The sequence below is a fragment of the Pseudomonas sp. MC6 genome (assembly GCF_054790575.1).
In genome coordinates, this window is sequence record NZ_CP186504.1 from 6,475,243 (window position 1) to 6,494,538 (window position 19,296).

The 19,296-nt window shown below is 60.0% G+C and carries 11 protein-coding genes and 1 pseudogene; 4 read left to right on the plus strand and 8 right to left on the minus strand.

What is annotated here, in order from left to right; translation table 11 throughout:
* Positions 1–110: 110 nt before the first annotated feature.
* Positions 111–1,750 (plus strand): annotated as a pseudogene (locus tag ACOYXE_RS29120) (5-guanidino-2-oxopentanoate decarboxylase).
* The gene (locus tag ACOYXE_RS29125) at positions 1,747–3,198 is read left to right on the plus strand and encodes an aldehyde dehydrogenase family protein (protein ID WP_460927224.1); all 1,452 of its coding nucleotides are present in this window, start codon (positions 1,747–1,749) and stop codon (positions 3,196–3,198) included. Before ACOYXE_RS29120 ends, ACOYXE_RS29125 begins: the two are co-directional and overlap by 4 nt.
* Positions 3,199–3,507: 309 nt before the next feature.
* On the opposite strand, the gene ACOYXE_RS29130 is transcribed toward ACOYXE_RS29125, so the two are convergent.
* Entirely contained in the window at positions 3,508–4,437 is a 930-nt protein-coding gene (locus tag ACOYXE_RS29130) for an AraC family transcriptional regulator (RefSeq protein WP_102901084.1), read from the minus strand.
* Positions 4,438–4,834: 397 nt separating this feature from the next.
* Between ACOYXE_RS29130 and ACOYXE_RS29135 the strand changes: the two genes are divergently transcribed.
* Both ACOYXE_RS29135 and ACOYXE_RS29140 read left to right on the plus strand, forming a co-directional pair.
* The gene (locus ACOYXE_RS29135; RefSeq protein WP_093430529.1) at positions 4,835–5,188 is read left to right on the plus strand and encodes a putative quinol monooxygenase; all 354 of its coding nucleotides are present in this window, start codon (positions 4,835–4,837) and stop codon (positions 5,186–5,188) included.
* A 44-nt stretch (positions 5,189–5,232) separates the two neighbouring features.
* Positions 5,233–5,475 (plus strand): hypothetical protein, encoded by a 243-nt coding sequence (locus tag ACOYXE_RS29140; RefSeq protein WP_095048247.1) that lies wholly within the window; start codon positions 5,233–5,235, stop codon positions 5,473–5,475.
* Between the two features lie 4 nt (positions 5,476–5,479).
* Here the strand turns inward: ACOYXE_RS29140 and ACOYXE_RS29145 are convergent, their stop codons facing one another.
* The 7 genes from ACOYXE_RS29145 to ACOYXE_RS29175 all read right to left on the minus strand — a co-directional run bounded on the left by ACOYXE_RS29145 (position 5,480) and on the right by ACOYXE_RS29175 (position 19,119).
* On the minus strand, positions 5,480–6,109 hold the full coding sequence (locus tag ACOYXE_RS29145; RefSeq protein ID WP_116030009.1) for a flavin reductase family protein: 630 nt from the start codon (positions 6,107–6,109) through the stop codon (positions 5,480–5,482).
* Between the two features lie 259 nt (positions 6,110–6,368).
* Positions 6,369–6,644 (minus strand): hypothetical protein, encoded by a 276-nt coding sequence (locus tag ACOYXE_RS29150; protein WP_460927228.1) that lies wholly within the window; start codon positions 6,642–6,644, stop codon positions 6,369–6,371.
* 381 nt (positions 6,645–7,025) lie between these two features.
* Positions 7,026–8,345, minus strand: coding sequence for an MFS transporter (locus ACOYXE_RS29155; protein WP_093430526.1), 1,320 nt, complete (start codon positions 8,343–8,345; stop codon positions 7,026–7,028).
* Positions 8,346–8,731: 386 nt separating this feature from the next.
* Complete coding sequence (locus ACOYXE_RS29160; RefSeq protein WP_160059207.1) at positions 8,732–10,060, minus strand: sigma-54-dependent transcriptional regulator; 1,329 nt, start codon at positions 10,058–10,060, stop codon at positions 8,732–8,734.
* Positions 10,060–11,820, minus strand: a complete 1,761-nt coding sequence (locus ACOYXE_RS29165; RefSeq protein ID WP_405124186.1) for an ATP-binding protein — start codon at positions 11,818–11,820, stop codon at positions 10,060–10,062. Before ACOYXE_RS29165 ends, ACOYXE_RS29160 begins: the two co-directional genes overlap by 1 nt.
* Positions 11,821–11,929: 109 nt before the next feature.
* On the minus strand, positions 11,930–14,602 hold the full coding sequence (locus tag ACOYXE_RS29170) for an RHS repeat-associated core domain-containing protein (RefSeq protein ID WP_460927230.1): 2,673 nt from the start codon (positions 14,600–14,602) through the stop codon (positions 11,930–11,932).
* On the minus strand, positions 14,599–19,119 hold the full coding sequence (locus ACOYXE_RS29175) for a SpvB/TcaC N-terminal domain-containing protein (protein WP_460927232.1): 4,521 nt from the start codon (positions 19,117–19,119) through the stop codon (positions 14,599–14,601). The genes ACOYXE_RS29170 and ACOYXE_RS29175 overlap by 4 nt, the downstream gene beginning before the upstream one ends.
* Between the last annotated feature and the right edge of the window lie 177 nt (positions 19,120–19,296).

Here is a 19,296-nt window from a genome sequence, read left to right on the forward strand (position 1 = left end):
CGATAGCGGTGAGTCAGTCACCGCAATGTTGAATGTACAGACGCCATCGCGAGCAGGCTCACTCCTACAGAAAGGCTCTGTGTCTTCAGCGAACAAGAAGGGCAATCGACATGGCGACGTGTGGCGAAGTACTGGTCAAGTTACTCGAAGGTTACGGGGTCGAGCTGGTGTTCGGCATTCCCGGGGTGCACACCGTGGAGCTGTATCGCGGGCTGGCGCGTTCGAGCATTCGTCACGTCACCCCGCGGCATGAGCAGGGCGCCGGGTTCATGGCCGACGGCTACGCGCGCACCGCTGGCAAACCGGGCGTGTGCTTCATCATCACCGGCCCGGGCATGACCAACATCACCACCGCCATGGGCCAGACGTCTACGCCGATTCGATCCCGATGCTGGTGATCTCCAGTGTGCAATCGCGCAGTCAGTTGGGCGGTGGGCGCGGCAAGCTGCATGAATTGCCGAATCAGAGCGCACTGGTCGCAGGTGTTGCGGCGTTCTCGCATACCTTGATGTCCGCCGCCGAATTACCAGTGGTGCTGGCGCGTGCGTTTGCTTTGTTTCAGGCCGGTCGTCCACGTCCGGTGCACATCGAAATACCGTTGGACGTGCTGGTCGAAAACACCGATAAATTGCTCGCCAGTGTGCCGGTCAATATCGACCGCGCCGGCGCTGCGCCAGCGGCCGTCAAACGCATGAGCGAGCTGCTGGCTGAAGCCAAACGTCCGCTGATTCTGGCTGGCGGCGGTGCCATCGACGCAGCGCCAGAGCTGACCAGACTTGCCGAGTTGCTCGACGCTCCGGTGGCGCTGACGATCAATGCCAAAGGCATGCTGCCGGGCAGCCATCCGCTGCTGATCGGCTCGACCCAGACGCTGATTGCCACCCGCGCGCTGGTCGCCGATGCCGATGTGGTGTTGGCCATCGGCACTGAACTGGCTGAGACCGATTACGACGTCACTTTCGCTGGCGGTTTCGAGATTCCCGGCAAACTGCTGCGCATCGATATCGACGCCGATCAAACCGTGCGCAACTACCCGCCGCATCTGGCGCTGGTGGCCGATGCGCGCAACGCCGCGCAAGCTTTGTTGAACATGCTGTCGCAGCAAAAGCTCGGCGAGCGCAGCAGCGATTGGGGGCAGGCCCGCGCCGGCAAACTGCGCGCCGAACTGGCCGCAAGCTGGGATGCACCGACCCTCGCGCAAACCCGTTTCCTCGACACCGTACTCGATGAGTTGCCCAACGCCGTATTCGTCGGCGACTCGACGCAACCGGTGTACACCGGCAACCTGACGTTCAACCCGGATCATCCGCGTCGCTGGTTCAATGCCTCGACCGGTTACGGCACGCTTGGTTACGCCTTGCCGGCAGCGATTGGTGCCTGGCTCGGCGGCCAAACCGACCAAGGCGCACGCCCTCCGGTGGTGTGCCTGATCGGCGACGGCGGCCTGCAATTCACCCTGCCGGAACTGGCCAGCGCCGTCGAAGCGCGGGTGCCGGTGATCGTCCTGTTGTGGAATAACCAAGGCTACGAAGAGATCAAGAAATACATGCTCAACCGCGCCATCAAGCCGGTCGGCGTGGACATCTACACCCCGGATTTCGTCGCTGTGGCGAAGGGCCTCGGCTGCGCGGCTGAAGCGATCAGCAGCATCGAACAACTGCGCACCGCGTTGCGCAGTGCAAGCGATCGTCAGGGCCCGACCCTGATTGAAATCGACCAGAGCCAATGGATGAAGGCGGTGGCGCAATGAGCAGTTTCCCAACCACACTCGACGGCCTCTACATCAACGGCCAATGGTCGGCCGGCCGCGAACATCTGCGGGTGATCAACCCGGCCACCGAAGCACTGCTGACCACGGTCAATGGCGGTGACGAGCACGCCGTCGACCAAGCCGTTGCGGCCGCCAGCGAAGCCTTCAAGAGCTGGTCGAAAACCAGCGGTGCCGAGCGCGGCGCGATCCTGCGCAACATCGCCAATGGCGTGCGCAATGGTCGCGAGCACTTGATGAAACTGCAGTCGAGCAACAACGGTAAACCGCAGTTCGAAGCGGCTATCGATGTCGATGACGTGATCGCCACATTCGAGTACTACGCCGAACTCGCTGAAGGCCTCGACGCCCAACAGGACAGCAACGTGCCGCTGCCCAGCGATGATTTCAGCGCACGCCTGCGCCGCGAACCGTGCGGAGTGGTCGGGCTGATCGTGCCGTGGAATTTCCCGATGGTCACCACGGCGTGGAAACTCGCGCCGGCCCTCGCCGCCGGTTGCTGCGTGGTGCTGAAACCGTCGGAAGTCACGCCGCTACCGGAGCTGGAGCTGGCGGCGATCATCGCGGAATCGGGTCTGCCGAACGGCGTGTTCAATCTGGTCTGCGGTACCGGTTTGGCGGTCGGTGCGCCGTTGTCGGCAGATCCGCGTATTGCCAAGATTTCCTTTACCGGCAGCAACGCAGTCGGCGTGCAAGTGATGCAGCGCGCAGCGGAAACGGTTAAGGGTGTCAGCCTGGAGTTGGGCGGTAAATCTTCGCTGCTGGTGTTGGTGGATGCAGATCTCGATCTGGCGGTTGAGCTGGCCTGTGGCGGCGCATTTTTCAACGCCGGGCAGATGTGTTCGGCGACCAGTCGTGTGCTGGTGGCTGATGAGCTGGAAGAGGAATTCATCCGTCGCTTGCACAAGCGTGCACAAGCGATTCGGGTTGCCGATCCGTTTGACCCGAACGTGGAAATGGGCGCGCTGGTTAATCAGGCGCAGTATCAGCGAGTGCTTGGGCACATCGATCGTGGGCTCAGCGCGGGGGCGCGTTTGCTTTGCGGCGGCAACCGTCCGGCGGATCTGCCACGCGGCTATTTCTTGCAGCCAACCGTTTTCACCGACGTGCCGCTGGACAGCGCGCTGTGGTGTGAAGAAATTTTCGGGCCGGTGTTGTGTGTGCGCGGTTTCGCCACTGAAGCGCAGGCGATTGCCTTGGCCAATGACACGCCGTTTGGCTTGGTAGCCAGTGTTGTGACGAGCGATGCCGCTGCGGCGGATCGCGTGGCCAATGCCTTGCAGGCGGGGATGGTTTGGATCAATGCGCCGCAAGTGATTTTCCCGCAGGCGGCGTGGGGCGGGTACAAGCAGAGCAGTATTGGTCGTGAGCTGGGGCCTTGGGGCCTGGCCGCGTTTCAGGAAATCAAACACGTAATCCGGGCGGTGTAAAAGCCGACCCTCACCCCAGCCCTCTCCCGGAGGGAGAGGGGGCCGACCGAGGTGTCTGGCGCTGTCCATCGACCTGAAAAATCCGGTCGATTATGGATTCGTCAAAGCACTTGGAAAGCCGACCCTCACCCCAGCCCTCTCCCAGAGGGAGAGGGGGCCGACCGAAGTGTCTGGCGCTGTCCATCGACCTGAGAGATCGAGTCGATTATGGATTCGGTGAAGCATTTTCAGGTCGGTGTATTTCCTGAATATCCCCCAATCAGTTCCCTCTCCCTCCGGGAGAGGGTTAGGGTGAGGGGCTTCTAACGGTCACACCGAAAGCCGCAACCGCGCCAGATCCCTTAACGGCGGCGCACCAAACAGCCGGCTGTATTCGCGGCTGAATTGCGACGGACTCTCATACCCCACCCGATACCCCGCCGCCGACGCTTCCAGCCCCTCCGCCAACATCAACCGCCGCGCTTCCTGCAAGCGCAACTGCTTCTGATACTGCAGCGGACTCATCGCCGTCATCGCTTTGAAGCGGTGATGCAAGGTCGACACACTCAGATTCACTTCTTTCGCCAGATCATCAATACGCAATGGCTGTTCAAAGTTGCCGTTGAGCCATTTGATCGCCTGGCTGATGCGATGACTCTGGCTGTTGGCAATCGCGATTTCATACAAGCGATGCCCCTGCGGACTGCGCAGCAGGCGATAAAGAATCTCCCGGCGAATCAGCGGCGCGAGCATGGCGATGTCTTTCGGCGCATCGAGCAGACGGGCCAGACGCAACACCGCATCGAGCATGGAGCTGTCGATTTGCTCGACATACAAACCACGCCCGGTTGGCCGGGTTGGTACACCCATGGGACCTGCGTCGGCGATCAGTGCGGTGATTTCTGTCGGGTCGATATCCAGGCGCACGGCGAGGATCGGATCCTCCGGCGATACGTTGACCACGCGCCCACTCAGCGGCATTGAAACCGACACCACCAGATAATTCAGCGGGTCGTAATTGAAGTACTCGTCGGCCAGCCGCACCTCTTTGCGTCCCTGCGCCATGATGCACAGCGCCGGTTGCGCGAGCACCGGGGCAAAGTCGTGGGATTTTGTGTGGCGCGACATGAACAGCGAGCCAATGGCGGTCTCGTAGCTGCCATCGTCAGTGGTGTTGCGGCGGATGATAGCCGCCAGTTCCGCACGCTGTTTTTCCATGTCAGCGCTGGGTTCGGCTTGAAAACGATCGAATGACGTCATGCACGGCATCCTCGGCAGGAGAGGTGGAATGGAGCAGAGCATATGTTTGTGCAAGCGCGAGCGGTAGACACATCCTGCGAAATGCTTGCCTGATTCTGCCCCGGGGTGTCTCCGCGCCTGTCGCGATCCAACCCTGTAGGAGCTGCCGAAGGCTGCGATCTGTTGATCTTTAAAGCAAAATCAAAAGATCGCAGCCTTCGGCAACTCCTACACAAAACGCGTATGACAGACGTGTTGCACAGGTTTACAGGTTGTTACAGGTTCTGCATGCAGTCTCGCAGGATTGTGCAACGCGGCGGCAGGAATCGACTAACGGCGGCGGGCGTGCGGCCCTTAACCTTTGATCCTGTCGCAGCCCGTCCCCCGGCTGCCACGCGACTCCCTGGGAGGGTTGAACATGTCCAAGCAGATTCCCGTCAGTCATATGGCCTTCGTTCGAGCGCGCGCCGGGCGTTCGGCGGAACTCGGTGTACGCCTCAGTGCGTTGATCGAGCCGTCCCGCGCCGCCCCCGGTTGCCTGAGCTTTGCCTTGCAGCATTCGCAGTGTGATCCCGAGTTGTGGCTGGTCTCCGGCTTCTGGAGCAGTCAGCAAATGATGACCAACTATTTCAACAGCCCGTCGATGGAAATCTTCGCCGAGTTGGTGCAGGAACTGGTGGTCAACAGCCTCGACTTCCACACCTTCAAGGACGTGTCGGCGGCACAAGCCCTCGGTCAGTGCCCGGCGCCGGTACACAAACTCGTCGGTTGAGGGTTTAATGTCCGGCTTAATTTGTCTGAGCCGGGATGTGTGACATGGCACGTAAAGAGTTCGAACACTTCGAAGCAGTTTCCGCAGTCGTCCCCGTCGAGTTGGGCGGCAACAAGGGCTATCACGCGGCAATCGCGGTCAAGGCCCTGGTCGATGGCGGCGCACCACGCTTTCACAAACTGCTGAATGATCAGATCTTCCCCGGCGCCATTGCCGCCGATGAAGCGGCGATCAATGAGCTGGATAACCTCAAGGGCGTCACTGAAGACGCCGAGTTGATCTGGTAACGCGTTACTTGTTGGCGCCCGGCCGCCACATCTTGAACAGGGCCTCAGGCCCCAGTTGGAAATAATCGGCCGGCCCGCCGCCGCGCAGAATCGGTTCTGCCGCGGCGGTGTCGTAGATGCCGTCCTTCAACAGCCACTTGGCAATGTGCACGGCGACCACTTCGCCGAGGACCAGCCAGCTCGGCACCGTCTCGCCATCGGCACGCTGCAACTGAATGATCTGGGTGACCTTGCACTCGAAGGACACCGGACTTTCGGCTACGCGCGGCACCGAGATCACCTTTGACGCGACCGTCGTCAATCCTGCCAATTCGAATTCATTGACCTCAGGCGCGACCATCGCGCAGCTCTGGTTCATCTGCTCGGCCAGCGGCCGGGTGGCGAGGTTCCAGACAAATTCGCCGGTCTGCTCGATGTTGTTCAGGCTGTCTTTGCGCCCGACGCTGGAGAAACCAATGATCGGCGGAATGTAGTTGAAGGCGTTGAAGAAGCTGTACGGCGCCAGGTTGAGCTGACCATTGGCATCCTGCGAGGAAATCCAGCCGATCGGGCGCGGACCGACGATAGCGTTGAACGGATCGTGGGGCAGACCGTGGCCGTTGGCGGGTTCGTAGAAGTGGATGTCATCGGGCATGGTGGGTGAATTCCTGAGGCTGCGTTTCGGATGCAGCCATAGTGCAAGGACGCCCCGCATATTTCCAGCCAGACGCAAAACCCCGTGTAGGAGTGAGCCTGCTCGCGATAGCGGTGTGTCAGTTGATAGATGTTTGACTGACCCGCCGCTATCGCGAGCAGGCTCACTCCTACAAGGGTTTGTGTGGAATTCAGAAATCTTCATCCCCCAGAAATGACTAAGCCCGGCCAAGGCCGGGCTGTGGAGGAACTGCGCTGTGTTAGCTGATGGCAGCAGCAGTCCCGGTTTTATCGAAGCCGTCAGCAGCGACCGTTTTACCCAGATTGGTTTTGTCAAAACCATCGGCTGCAACAGCTTTGCCAATATTGGTTTTATCAAAACCGTCAGCAGCGTAAGTGCCGGTGTGGCTGGTTTCGATGGCGGCGCTGGCGCCGTTGATGAAGTCGGCGGATTTGGTTTTGTCCGAACCGTCGGCAGCAAAGGTATTAGCGGCCAGTACGGAAAGGGTCAGGGCGAGGATCAGTTGGGGTTTCATGTCGGTTACTCCAGATTCGTTGGCGGGTGTGTCTTGCATGGGTCTAATGCTACGCCAACTAAATTGATTAAAAAGCGCAAATTAATGCTAAAAACAATCGATTAAATTGATATTAAGGGCAACGCAGAATATTCGCTTTCTTCGTCGGAGCGAGCGTCGCGCAGGTCATCGATCAGGTGATTGCACAATGAACGGGCAGCATTAATTAGCGATTAATCGCTGTGCGGCGTGTGTGAGGGATTTTTCATGCAGGTTTGGATAACGCGTTGACCCAATCGCGAGCAGGCTCGCTCCCACAGGGAAATGCCTTCCAGATGTGGGAGCGAGCCTGCTCGCGAAGAGTCCATCACAGCCACCATTGCAGTGGCTGTGAAAACCCGATCAGTCAGTAACGATGCGCGAATGCTTCTGGGTGTCCTTCATGGTGATATACACCAGCAACGATACGGCGATGCACGCCGTCACGTACCAGTAGTAACCGGTTTCCATGCCGATGCTCTTGAACCACAGCGCGATGTATTCGGCGGTGCCGCCGAAGATCGATACGGTCAGTGCGTACGGCAGGCCGACGCCCAGGGCGCGGATTTCAGTCGGGAACAGTTCAGCTTTGACCACCGCGTTGATCGAGGTGTAGCCGCTGACGATGATCAGCGCCGCCATGATCAGGAAGAACGCGCCCCACCAGGTCTGGATGGTGTGCAGGGTCATCAGGATCGGCACGGTGAAGATCGTCCCCAGCACGCCGAAGGCAATCAGGATCGGACGACGACCGATCTTGTCCGACAGGCCGCCGATGATCGGCTGCAGGCACATGAACAGGAACAGCGTGGCGGCAGAAATGGTGGTCGAGTCGGAGATGCTCATGCCGACCGTGTTCACCAGGTATTTCTGCATGTAAGTGGTGTAGGTGTAGAACGCCAGGGTGCCGCCCATGGTCAGGCCGACCACGGTCAACAGCTCTTTGGGGTGGCGCATCAAGGTGCGCATGGCGCTTTCCTTGGACTTCTCTTTCTTGGTGAACGACTCGGTTTCTTCCATGCCGCGACGCAGGTAAAGCGCCACGACTGCACACAGCGCGCCGATGGCGAACGGAATACGCCAGCCCCACGCGTACAGCTGTTCAGTGGTCAGCACGTTCTGCAGCACGATCAGTACGCCCAGCGCGATGAGCTGGCCGGAGATCAGTGTTACGTACTGGAAGCTGGAGAAGAAGCCGCGACGTTCCTTGGTCGCCATCTCCGAGAGATAGGTCGCCGAGGTGCCATATTCACCACCGACCGACAGGCCTTGCAGCAAACGCGCGAACACCAGCAGGATCGGCGCGCCGATGCCGATGGTTTCGTAGTTCGGGCTGAGGGCGATCAGCAGCGAGCCGAAGCACATCAGGTAGACCGAGGCCATCAAGGCTTTTTTACGGCCGACCTTGTCGGCGTACATGCCCATCAGCCAGCCACCGATCGGACGCATCAGAAAGCCGACGGCGAAAATCGCGGCGGTGTTCATCAGTTGGGCGGTGGTGGAACCGGCAGGGAAGAAGGTTTTCGCGAAGTACAGGGAGAAGGCGGCATACACGTACCAGTCGTACCACTCGACCATGTTGCCGACGGAACCGCTGAAGATCGATTTGATCCGGCTGGCGGTGGTTCTTTCTTTGGCGGGCGCGGCAGCCGACCCAAGTGGCAGGGCGTTGGAGTTATCCATTGAAGGATCCTTCGTTTAATTGTTTTTGTGGAGCGCGTTGGAACGCAGCCTGCGAGGGCTATAGCAGGAGGTGTGCCAACGGGGGGAGGGCCGGTTTAGAGGGGGGGGGCGGGATTGGGTGAGCGGATTTGTGCCGATGGATCTGATTGTGTGAGCGGATTTCCGCTTATTGGAGCTGAGATCAAAAGCCCCTCACCCTAGCCCTCTCCCGGGGGGAGAGGGGACTGACCGCGGTGTTCTTGAGGGTTACGCCGACCTGGAATATCGAGTCGAACTCAGGTTTGAAAAGCATGAAGATCGGCTCCCTTTCCCCCCTCTCCCCCTTGAGGGAGAGGGCTGGGGTGAGGGGGATGGATTCCAGCCACACAGAAAGTCCCAAGCCCGACTCACTCGCTCAGAAACATCTCCCGACTCAACCCATGCCGCTGCAGTTTTTCATTGAACGTGCGGCGCGGCAGTTGCAACTCTTCAAGCACCGCTTTCACATCGCCCTTGTGCCGGGTCAGCGCTGCACGCAAACACTGCGCCTCAAACGCCTCCTGTTGCGCCGCCAGCGATTGCCCCGGATCAATTCCCGGCGCAGGCTCATCCAGCCCCAACACCTGGCGTTCGGCAACGTTGGCCAGTTCGCGCACGTTGCCCGGCCAGTCGTGGCTGAGCAGATGACTCAACTGCGCGCCACTCAAGGGTGGAAAGGTCCGCCCCAAGCGTTCAGCGGCATTGTGGGCGAAGGTTTCGAACAGCAACGGGATGTCTTCGCGGCGATCGCGCAACGGCGGCAAGCGCAGTTCGGCGACGTTCAGGCGATAGGCCAGATCCTCGCGAAAACGCCCGGCCCGAGCCTCGTCGAGCAGATCCGGTTTGGTCGCCGCGACAATCCGCAGATCGACACGAATGCTCTGGTTCGATCCCAGCCGTTCAAGCTTCTGCTCCTGCAATACGCGCAGCAGTTTGACCTGTTGCGCCAGCGGCATGCTTTCGATCTCATCGAGAAACAAGGTGCCGCCATCGGCGTATTCGAGTTTGCCGATGCGCTTGCCCGAAGCTCCGGTAAACGCGCCGCTTTCATGACCGAACAACTCGGCCTCGAACAGTTGCTCAGGAATCGCCGCGCAGTTCAGCGCCACGAACGGCTTGGCCGCGCGCGGGCCGAAATCATGCAGGCAACGTGCAACCAGTTCCTTGCCGCTGCCGGTTTCACCACGGATCAATACGTTGACCGGCAACGCCGCCAGGTCCAGCACTTGCCGACGCAGGGTCTGCAAACCACGCGACACGCCGAGCAATGTCGAATCAAGTTTCGCGCGGTTGTCGGCCTGTTCGTGCAGCGCACGGTTTTCCAGAATCAGACGACGTTTGTCCAGCGCCCGGCGCAAGCTGCCAAGCAGGGTTTCCGGACTGAACGGTTTTTCCAGAAAGTCATAGGCACCGTCGCGCATCGCCTCGACGGCCATCGGTACATCGCCATGACCGGTGAGCAGAATCACCGGCAGATCAGCGTCGCGTTTTTGCACCTCGGCCAATAACGCCAGCCCGCCCATGCCGGGCATACGGACGTCGCTGAGGATCACCCCGGCAAAATGTGCGGGCAGGGCGGCGAGGCAGTCTTCGGCGCGGCTGAACAACTGCACCTCGAACCCCGACAGGCTCAGCCACTGCTCGACGGCGCTGCGAATGCTGCTTTCGTCATCGACCACCATTACCGAATTGAGCATCAGATACGCGCCTCCAGATCGATCGGCAAAGTCAGGCTGAACACCGCGCCACTGTCGCCATTCTCGGCGCTCAGACGACCGCCGGATTCATGCACGATGGCGAAGGATACCGCCAAACCGAGGCCCAGGCCGTCACCCACCGGTTTGGTGGTGAAAAACGGATCGAAGACCTGGCCCAAATGGTCTTCGGCAATGCCACCGCCATTGTCGCTGACGCTCAGGCGCCACAGTTGTTCATCGGCTTCCAGACGGATCTGCAGACGCTTGCAGGGTTTGCCCTGCATCGCATCGAGGGCGTTGCGCAGCAGGTTGATCAGCACCTGTTCGAGACGAATCGCATCACCGCGCACCCACGCCGGACGCGTCAGGTGCAACACCAGACTGACCTGTTCGTCGCGCAGCCGCGCATCGAGCAACTGCAATGATTGATCGACCACCGTCGCCAGATCCAGCCGTTCGCGCAAGCCGCTGGGACTTTTGCGTGCGAAGGTTTTCAGGTGGCCGGTGAGGGCGGCCATGCGCGTGAGCATCTCGTCCACCGGTTTCAGCGCCTTATAGGCATCGTCGACCCGGCCATGGTCGAGCAGCAGGCGCAAGGTCGCCAGTTGCATGCGCTGAGCGGTCAGCGGCTGATTGATTTCATGGGCCAGCGCGGCGGACATTTGGCCGAGCGCGGCGAGTTTGGCCGATTGCACCAGACCGTCCTGCGCGGTACGCAAGTCGCGGGTGCGTTCTTCCACCAATTGTTCAAGCTCTTCGCGGTTACGCTGGCGAATCTTCGACAGGCGCCAGCGCTGGTTGAGAAACAGCAACAGAAACACCAGCGCCAGCCACACCCCGGCGGCTGCCAGTCCGGCGTTGCGCAGATCTTCGAACGCTACTTGCGGATGACGCAGCAGATGCAGGGTCCAGCCTTCGGCGCTCAGGGGCAGTGATTCCCATAGATAATCCGCTGTGCCCTCGGGGCCTTCGACACGGCGCAGATCACTGTTGTCATCGAAGCGACGCAGCGATAAATGAGTCAAGGGCTGCAGCGATTGCTTGTCGTACTGCCGGGTGGCTTTGATCTCATCCATGTCGCGGGCGCTCAACGGCCGCAACGCGCGATAACGCCAGCCGGGCTGATTGGCGATGAAGATGATCCCGCGCGCATCGCTGACCAGCAGCGTGTCATTGCCCTGGCTCCACTCGCGTTCCAGCTCGGGGAATTCCAGCTTGACCACCATCGCGCCGAGGAACTCGTCGTTATCGCCAAGTACCGCGCTGGAGAGGAAGTAGCCGGGAATTCCGCTGGTCACGCCCACCGCGTAAAAACGCCCGGTGCCTTGGGTGCGGGTCTGACTGAAGTAGGGGCGGAAACCGTAATTGTGGCCGACGTAACTGCTCGGCAGACGCCAGTTGCTCGCCGCCACGGCCAGACCGGTGTGATCGAGCAGTTCAAGAGTCGAGGACTGCGCCGCGCCGTTGATCTTTTCCAGCTTGAGATTCAGCGCCGCCTGTTCGTCGGCATCGACCGGCCCAGCCAGCGCCGAACGCAATTGCGGGTCCAGCGCCAGTACGGCGGGCAGGGCGCGGTAGCGGTCGATCAGGGTGTGCAGGGAGTTGGCGTACAACGCCAGTTGCTGGTTGGCGCGTGCGGCGTCTTCTTCCAGCGCCTGACGTTCGGCGTGGCGGATAGCAAGCGTGGCGGCAAGCGCCGCGCCGGCGATGATCAGCAGGGTATACAACGACAGACGCAGGGTACGGGAAGTCGGCAGCATGCTGGGCGAAGGGTCGGCAGGACGGGCGGGCACGATAGCATGGGCCGGGATTGTCTCCCATGAATGCGTGCCACCCTGAAAAAACCGGCGACGGGCGCTCGAGCTGACGTTACGCGTACGTCTCATTTTTGGCTTGTGTAAACGACTCGCTCCTGCTGCGCCGATATGAGCTGGATCTGCGCGCACTTGTCGCTCCTGTGGCACCAGGAGGCACGAAGGTACCCTCCGAATCGAGAACAAGCACCACTGGGGATCCCGCGCTGGCGACCGGATTGCCCCCCGTATCTTCCGCTACTTTCCTTACCTCAGTGATTGACTCAAACGGATCCATCCCTTCTCTCATCAGTTTCAATACACGGCGTTGTAGCTCGGGGGAGAGTGAATCAAACTGACTATAGAATGTTGTCTGAATACGGTCCGGATAGGCTTCGAGGGTGTCGGCGAAGTTTTTGATGCTGTCGATCAGGGCTTTGCCACCTTTGATAAAATCCTCTGCGCCTTCCGCCAGGTTTGAAACCGTCTGGCCTAGTGTATTCAAGCCATCTTTGAGTTCCTGCGTGTGCAGCGTCTCCGCCAGCTTCAAACCCTTCTTGAAAAAGTGGTAGCGAAGTACCGGGAAAACGATTGCACCCGCAATCGTTCCTGCGACTGAACCTATGACGTTGCCAATGCCCGGTACTGCGGTGCCAATAAAGCCGCCAATGACCATACCTTTCCCGGCGCCATAAAAGACTGATTTGATGCCGTGCCTGGATTTGATGAATTCGCCAAACGTCATACGTTCGCGAAGTTCTTCGATGTTCGCGCCCTCCGGGACCAAACCATCGAATTCGGTGGTTAAATTGTGCAACTGTTCTGTCGCTGTTTTTGCGCTATTGAATATACCGACGGCTTGTTTGATCAAGTCGAAAACAACTTTTGAAGTCCCCGTCTGGTCGACATGGAGCACTGGGTTGTTGCCGACAAAACCATAGAGATTCAACCCGTCCACATCTCCCGCCGGATCCGCACTGATCCAGCGCTGTAGCCACGGTGCGTAATATCTGGCGCCGTAGTAATACAGCCCACTGATATCCATCTCCTTGCCCGAATAACGGATGAATCTGTAACTCACCTCTACTTCGTTGCGACAAGCCATCCACGCCGTTTCGCCGAAGGGGTAATAGCCTTCCTGGCTGATCACTTGTGCCTGTTGATCGAGTTCCATGACACAGGAGCCAAGGTGGTCTTCGAGGCTGTAACGCAGTTGATCGTTGTCGATGCCTTCGGGTTTTTTCGCCACCCAATGCAGGCAGCGCGCGTTGCCGATATTGATAACGTGCAGTTCTTCGCCGTTATCCCGCGTACGGATTTCCAGACCTGGCAGGTAGCGCACCTGCTGGAAATGTTCGGTGCTGGCGGTGAAGGTTTCGTAGTGTTTGAGGACACGTGTGCCTTGACTGTAGTCGTAGTGCTCGGCATCACTGCGCTCGTTTGCGCGCACTATCAGGGTCACCTTTTGCACTTCGTTGCGGGCGTTCCAGGTGATCGGTTGTCCCGGTTGCACCGCTTGCTGATTGCCGTGTCGATCAAACAGGACATCGAACACCGGTTCTGCATCACCCGGTTTCCAGCGCACTCCGCGATTGCTGTTCGGGTCGATGCGCATCTGCCGAGTGCAATTGTTGCCAGCGCGCACGTGGCGAAGTTCGATCAGGTTGCCGCCACGATCGTACTTATACGTCCGGGTGTAGTTGAGGCGATTGTTCGGGTCGCCCGGTTGCGGCAGGCCGGGTATGTCGGAGGGCGGGGCGTCGTCGTAACCCGTGGCACTGGTCACGCGGGAAAGCGAGTCGTAAATGAAATCGCGATGGCCGTCGATGAACTGATTGGCGAAATATCGTGGCTGGAAGACGTGGTCTTCGATGCGGGTGATATTGCCGACGCGGTCGTAAAAGTATTCGAAGTCTTGCAGGACATCGCCGCCGCTCTTGCGGCTGGACTGGGTGTGCAGGCGACCGTCCGCCGGGTCATAGCTCCATTGGCTGAGGACCTTGTTGCCGGCCAGTTGCTCGGTGATCTGCTCGGCCGCGTTGTACTGCGCGTCCAGTATCACCGGTTGCCAATCGGTCTTGCCGTTGATCAGCAACTGCGTGTGTTTGAGTTGCCCGGCGAGACCATAGCGCGACTGTTGCCGATGGCCGCCGGCATCGGTCTGCTCCAGCAGCGCGCCCAATGGGCTGAAAACCTGATGACGGGTGAACGCTGCGTCATCGTGGAAGGTGCGCGTCTCTTGCCGCGGCTGGCCGGTAAGGGCGAAGCTGTCGGCGCGCAGCGAACCCGAGCGGTCCTGCTGTTCCAGCAACTGGCCGCGCTGGTTGTGCGCGGCATCGGCCGAGGCATCGGCGTAGGTGAACACATCGACATCGGCCTCGGCGTTTTCCTCGACGGCCACGACGCGCAATTGCTCATCGAAGCGCGTGCGCCAATGGCTGCCACGTTCATCCCAGCGCTGTAAAGGTTCACCGGCCAGGCCCGGCAAGTTCAGGCGCCAGCCGGCGTCGACACTGGCGGATTTCAACACGGCACTGTTCAGGCTGTAGACCGTGACCAGACACGGGGCCGGCAGGCGTGGGTCATATTGCGCGACCGGATGTCCAGCGTGGTCGTGTGTCTGACGGGTTAGCAGGGTTTCGGCCACGTCACCGACGGCGCTGCGCAGGTAGGCAATTTGGCGCACCGGCAGGCCCCGAGCGTCGCTCACGGCCAGTGCCGGGGTACGTCGATGCACGTTGGCGGTCACGGCCGTGAAGTCCTGGCGGACGCAGGCGACTCTGCGGTGTCATTGAAGTCTTCGCTGGCGTGATACCAGGGATGGTACATCTCGCGGGAGAAGTCGCCTTTGGCGTTGACCACTTTGATCTGGCGCCCCAGAGCGTCATAGAACAACTGATCGAAAAAGCCCGATTGGCGCAGGGATCCATCGTTGACGTAACGGTGGGTGTCGGCGAAAAACGCTCGGAACTGCCGCACCGGCAAGCCCTTGTTGTTGTATTCGACCCGCGCGCTGATGCGCCAGCGCGGGTCTGCCTGAACCGTTACCAACTGGCCGTTTTCTACGATCAACCAGCCTTTGGCGTCCACGGCATAGGCGATCCCCGGATCGACCAATTGTTGGGTCTGCAGTTCTCGGCCAAATCCGTCGACACAGGCTTTGATGATCTGGATCAGCGCTGACACTGGATCGTAGGGATAACGGTCGGCAGTGAGCATGACGCTGTGCACCGGTTCGCGCCAGGCGGCAACGATCGCCTCGTACAGTGCCTGCTCGGCAGCCGTCAGGTTACCGTGACGCTGGGCCAGTCGACGGCGCGCGCTGGCCCTGATGTGGCCGCTGGGCAGCAAATAACCGCTGGCAATCCATTCGTTGGCAGCGCTGGTGTCATTCGCAATCTGGCCCATCCAGCTGAACAGGTCCTTGCGCAGAGTGCTCGCTGCTTTCTGTACGGCAGCGGCCGGGTCGGCAATGGCCGTCTCCGGGCGCCGGTCTTCTGGAATGCTGTACTTGTCCAGCGGGCAGAAGCCGGCAGGCTGGCCGTTTTCTGTGCCGAAAAAGCTGCTGGCGATCGGCTGGCCGGATGGCTCGTAGATCGCTTCCTGAACGTTGTCATTGGCATCGAAGATCTTCAGCGGTTGCAGCGCGTGGTAATCGTACTCAATGCGGGTGGTGCAGCCGTCCGGCAGCACCACCCGCGTCACGGCCAGTGCGTGCGCGTCGTATTCGGCGCGGGTGTAGCCATGGCTGAGGGTTTCGCGATAACGCTGTACTTTGTAGAAACCGTCGAGGCCAGCGTATTCGGCATAGCCGAAACTGGCCGACCACAGGTCGTGCTCCGTACCGCCCAATGGACTCACCCAGAACAGGAAAGGCATCGGCAGATAACCGATCTTTTGCAGTTCGTCCCGCACGTTGAATGGCGGGGGCAGTACGCTGTAAGCGTCCAGTGCAGTTTTGTCCAGTTGCGCCAGCTCCAGCGGGCCGACCAGAGCTTCGAATCCGGCCACGCCGTCGTCCAGCAGCGTTCCGTCGGTATCCAGATAGCGTTGCACCGACTGCGTGGTCAATACCCGCTCGGTATTCCAGCTCGGCGAATCTTCATGCGCCATCAGGCTTTCATAGCAAACTTGCGCTGGTGTAAGCCCGCCGGGCAGGGTGCCCTTGGGCAAGACCAGCGCATTGCTGCGCTGCAGATAGGGCAAGTTCAGTCGCCAATGCTGCAAGTCAGTGAGCAGATCAATGAACGCTGATCGGATCTCACTCAGGTAAAACGATTGCTGGGCTTCGTCGTGAGCGTCGTACCACCATTGCCGCTCATCGAGATCGACAAACGGCGGTTGGTCCATTTCGGTGAGGCGCCGGGCGAAGCTGATGACCAGTGAATGCGTTGACTGACCATGGATATTCCAGCGCAGATTTACCTCTTGGCGGCATTGCGGGTCGTCGACGAACCGGTCGTACTGATAGCTGATTTTCTCCAGCAGCAGCGGTAACACGATCAAGCCGGCATAGCGGCCTTGGGCGGTCACTTCGCGCACCAGATAACGTGACTCTTGGACCGCGTAGGGTGTGGCGATTCCGGGGGCATCCACCTCGGTATCGGCCCAGGTTTCAGTGCGAATGACTGAGCCGACCAGCGCCCGGGCGATCTGATAGCGGGTGTCCTCGTCCGGCGCAGCTATCAGTTCTTCGCAGTCATCCTCGGCGTGATAACGACTGAACAGCGTGTTGCCCAGCGGCACAGCCTCGGGGTCGTGATTGAAATAGCCATCGCGCGACCGGTCCATCGACTGTCCGGTATGAAACCAGGTGCACACCCGCACCGGTTCGCTGAAGCCGACGTCGTCGTCACCGCTGGCACTCTCGCTGTCGGTTTGTTGCAGCAGGCCGAAACCGCGGAATTCGCGCTCACGACTGTCGTAGACGCCTTCGCGCCAAGTGAAGGTCTGGGTCAGGCAATTGCCGGTGATTTCATCCAGCTGTTGCTGTTTTTTGACCACCGCCACGGGGAACGGCAAGTGTGAAACCGGCAGGCGCTTGAGACTGAGCAAGCGCTGTTTTTCATCCAGCCATTCCTGCGCTGAACTGCGGTAGACCACCTCGGCGCTGCAACCCATGTTGTTATTGCTGCCGGTCAGCAGGTAGGGCTTCGCGTCGACGAAATCGTAGCGCCAATGCTGCGGTTTCAAGTACGGCACGGTCAGAATCAGGCTGGCACACCCCAAGCCCTGCAGGTCGGCAAAACTGACCTGGCTGAGGCGGTCGTAGCGCACGCCCTCGGGCCACGGCACCAGAACAGGAATCTGCTCCACACCGTTGCCGCCGCGATTCAGGTAGATCTCGAAAAAGTCGGCTTTCAGATAAATCAATGCCGCCGTGCCGGAGCCGTCAAGGTCAGCCAGACGTACGCGAGACGCATCGAATTGCTCGTAGGTGAACGGCAACTCGCAGATCTTGCGACCTTTGCCAAAACGTCCATGACCGAGGTTCGGCCAGCAGCGGATTTCATCGTGACGAATGCGGCATAGCTCAGGCATGTCGCTGCCCAGCAGATTGCCCAGCAGCACCAGTTCGGTGGGGGAGTCGCTGAACACTGGCAAGCGATCGTCGATTGGCTGGTGCGCGACCTCTTCGGCGGCAGCGAAACCGTGTTCGCGTCGGTTGGCGTAGACCTTGACCGAGTGAGGGCTGATCAAGCCAATGGAGAGCAGGCCGTCGCCGCTGAAATCACCCCGCACCGAGCGTGCGTTGAAAAACTCCAGCGGGAATTTTTCAAAGGGAACGAAATCGGCGAATACGTGCTGTGCGGTCAGCGTGCGGAAACCGCTGCTGCCCGGTTGCGCACTGATCCAGTCGAGGCGGCCGTCGCCGGTCATGTCGGTGAGCAGTTGGAGCACGGCGCGGATGCGATCGGCCACCGGAATCTTGTCCAGTGCGGTCCATGGCCCGTAGGTGATTTCATCCGTTGCGGGCTTGCCTCGCAGCGGTTCGCGGTAGTACCAGCATTGGTCATGGCGGCAGAGAAACCCCGGCAGACTTTCGCCGAAAAGATCGACGCAAAGGAAAGAGTCAGCGTCTTCGATTCCGGGTTGCACACTCGCTTCCAACAAACGAGACGGCGTTTTCCGGAGGTCGAAAGGGGCGCACTCAAACTCGATCGGTGGTGTGTTTTCGACAACACCGCTGGCATCGAAGGCCTGATAATGCGCCGCGCTGATCTGGCTGTAAGCCCACTGCGTAACGTTCTGCGGCGTGTGGTATTCCAGCAGCAGCCGGCGCACCAGTTTCGGTCGGTCAGTTGGGGACTTTGGAAAGTGATGGAACATCAACGTTTGCCGGCAAAGCCTGCGTGTGCCCAGTTCAAAACCCTGGCCGTGGGTCAAGAAACGGTCCGGCCTGACATTCCAGGGTTTCAATGGAGCCCCGTCATACGCCGGGATTTCGGTCAGTGACGGGCTGCGCTCGCCGTAATCGAACAGCAGATGAAAGTGCCAGTCCAGGTCGGCGGGATTGTCTATTGTCCAGCTGTAAAGGTCGCTGCTGGCGGTGAAGTTGCCGTAGCACACGCGGCGCAGATAGCGCTGAGCTCGATAGTCATGCAGGGGGGCGGGATCCTCGTCATCGGCCTTGTACTCATAGCAGATATGTTCGCCGCGAGCGTTCAGACTTTCGCAGAGCAACCAGGTGGCGACTCGCTGCGGTGCATCGGGATCGGCAATGCGCGACGCGGCCGTTTTTCCGTAGAGGTGCAGCGAGCCGTCGGCACCGTGGATCAGCCAGAACACGCCGGCGTCTGCTTTTTCCGTTTGCGGCTGCCAGCGCTCGCGCAGGGCAAAATCGCTTTCGATCTTCGGCGAGTAACGCACCACGTCGTGCGGGCCGGTCTCGACACCGTTGTAGTGCGATTCCACGCGCGATTTGATCGAGCCATCGGCCTCAAGCTCCGGCATCCACACTTCGCCATCGGTGCCGATGATCTCGTCGTGGTCGGTGTAACGCGGTACACCTTTGTTGGTGCGGCGGCTGATCTGTCCTACGCCGCTGAGGTTCCACGAGAGGCCGAAAGGACCGTTGCCGCTCTGGCTGCTGTAGACCAGTGCAAATTGCGGATCCCAGCCGCGCCCGGCTGAAACGGGAATCGGCAGATCGAACGACGCCGCGCCGGTCGGCCCCACGGCGCCCCAGCTTTTGCCGATGGTGGCGATCGATGCGCTTTTGGCGATGGAAGGCGTGGTGATGCTCAGCTCTTGTTGCTCGGCCATGGTCGAATCCATTGCGCACAGGTTGGGCGTGAATGGGTTGACGCTAACAAGAATGGCGCTGAAATGAACCTGTCAGATCTGACAGGTGCGCAAGATCATTTTGTGTGCTTCGGCAGGTTTTTTATCGCGAGAGTGTTACACATACAAAAAACGGCCGGCTCATCCCTGCGGATGAAC

Bases quoted from the DNA above. Each gene is read 5' to 3' on its own strand.
- ACOYXE_RS29125 (WP_460927224.1), top strand. From the start codon at position 1,747: ATGAGCAGTTTCCCAACCACACTCGACGGCCTCTACATCAACGGCCAA.
- ACOYXE_RS29165 (WP_405124186.1), bottom strand. From the start codon at position 11,820: ATGCTGCCGACTTCCCGTACCCTGCGTCTGTCGTTGTATACCCTGCTG.
- ACOYXE_RS29130 (WP_102901084.1), bottom strand. From the start codon at position 4,437: ATGACGTCATTCGATCGTTTTCAAGCCGAACCCAGCGCTGACATGGAA.
- ACOYXE_RS29140 (WP_095048247.1), top strand. From the start codon at position 5,233: ATGGCACGTAAAGAGTTCGAACACTTCGAAGCAGTTTCCGCAGTCGTC.
- ACOYXE_RS29160 (WP_160059207.1), bottom strand. From the start codon at position 10,060: ATGCTCAATTCGGTAATGGTGGTCGATGACGAAAGCAGCATTCGCAGC.
- ACOYXE_RS29150 (WP_460927228.1), bottom strand. From the start codon at position 6,644: ATGAAACCCCAACTGATCCTCGCCCTGACCCTTTCCGTACTGGCCGCT.
- ACOYXE_RS29145 (WP_116030009.1), bottom strand. From the start codon at position 6,109: ATGCCCGATGACATCCACTTCTACGAACCCGCCAACGGCCACGGTCTG.
- ACOYXE_RS29155 (WP_093430526.1), bottom strand. From the start codon at position 8,345: ATGGATAACTCCAACGCCCTGCCACTTGGGTCGGCTGCCGCGCCCGCC.
- ACOYXE_RS29175 (WP_460927232.1), bottom strand. From the start codon at position 19,119: ATGGCCGAGCAACAAGAGCTGAGCATCACCACGCCTTCCATCGCCAAA.
- ACOYXE_RS29135 (WP_093430529.1), top strand. From the start codon at position 4,835: ATGTCCAAGCAGATTCCCGTCAGTCATATGGCCTTCGTTCGAGCGCGC.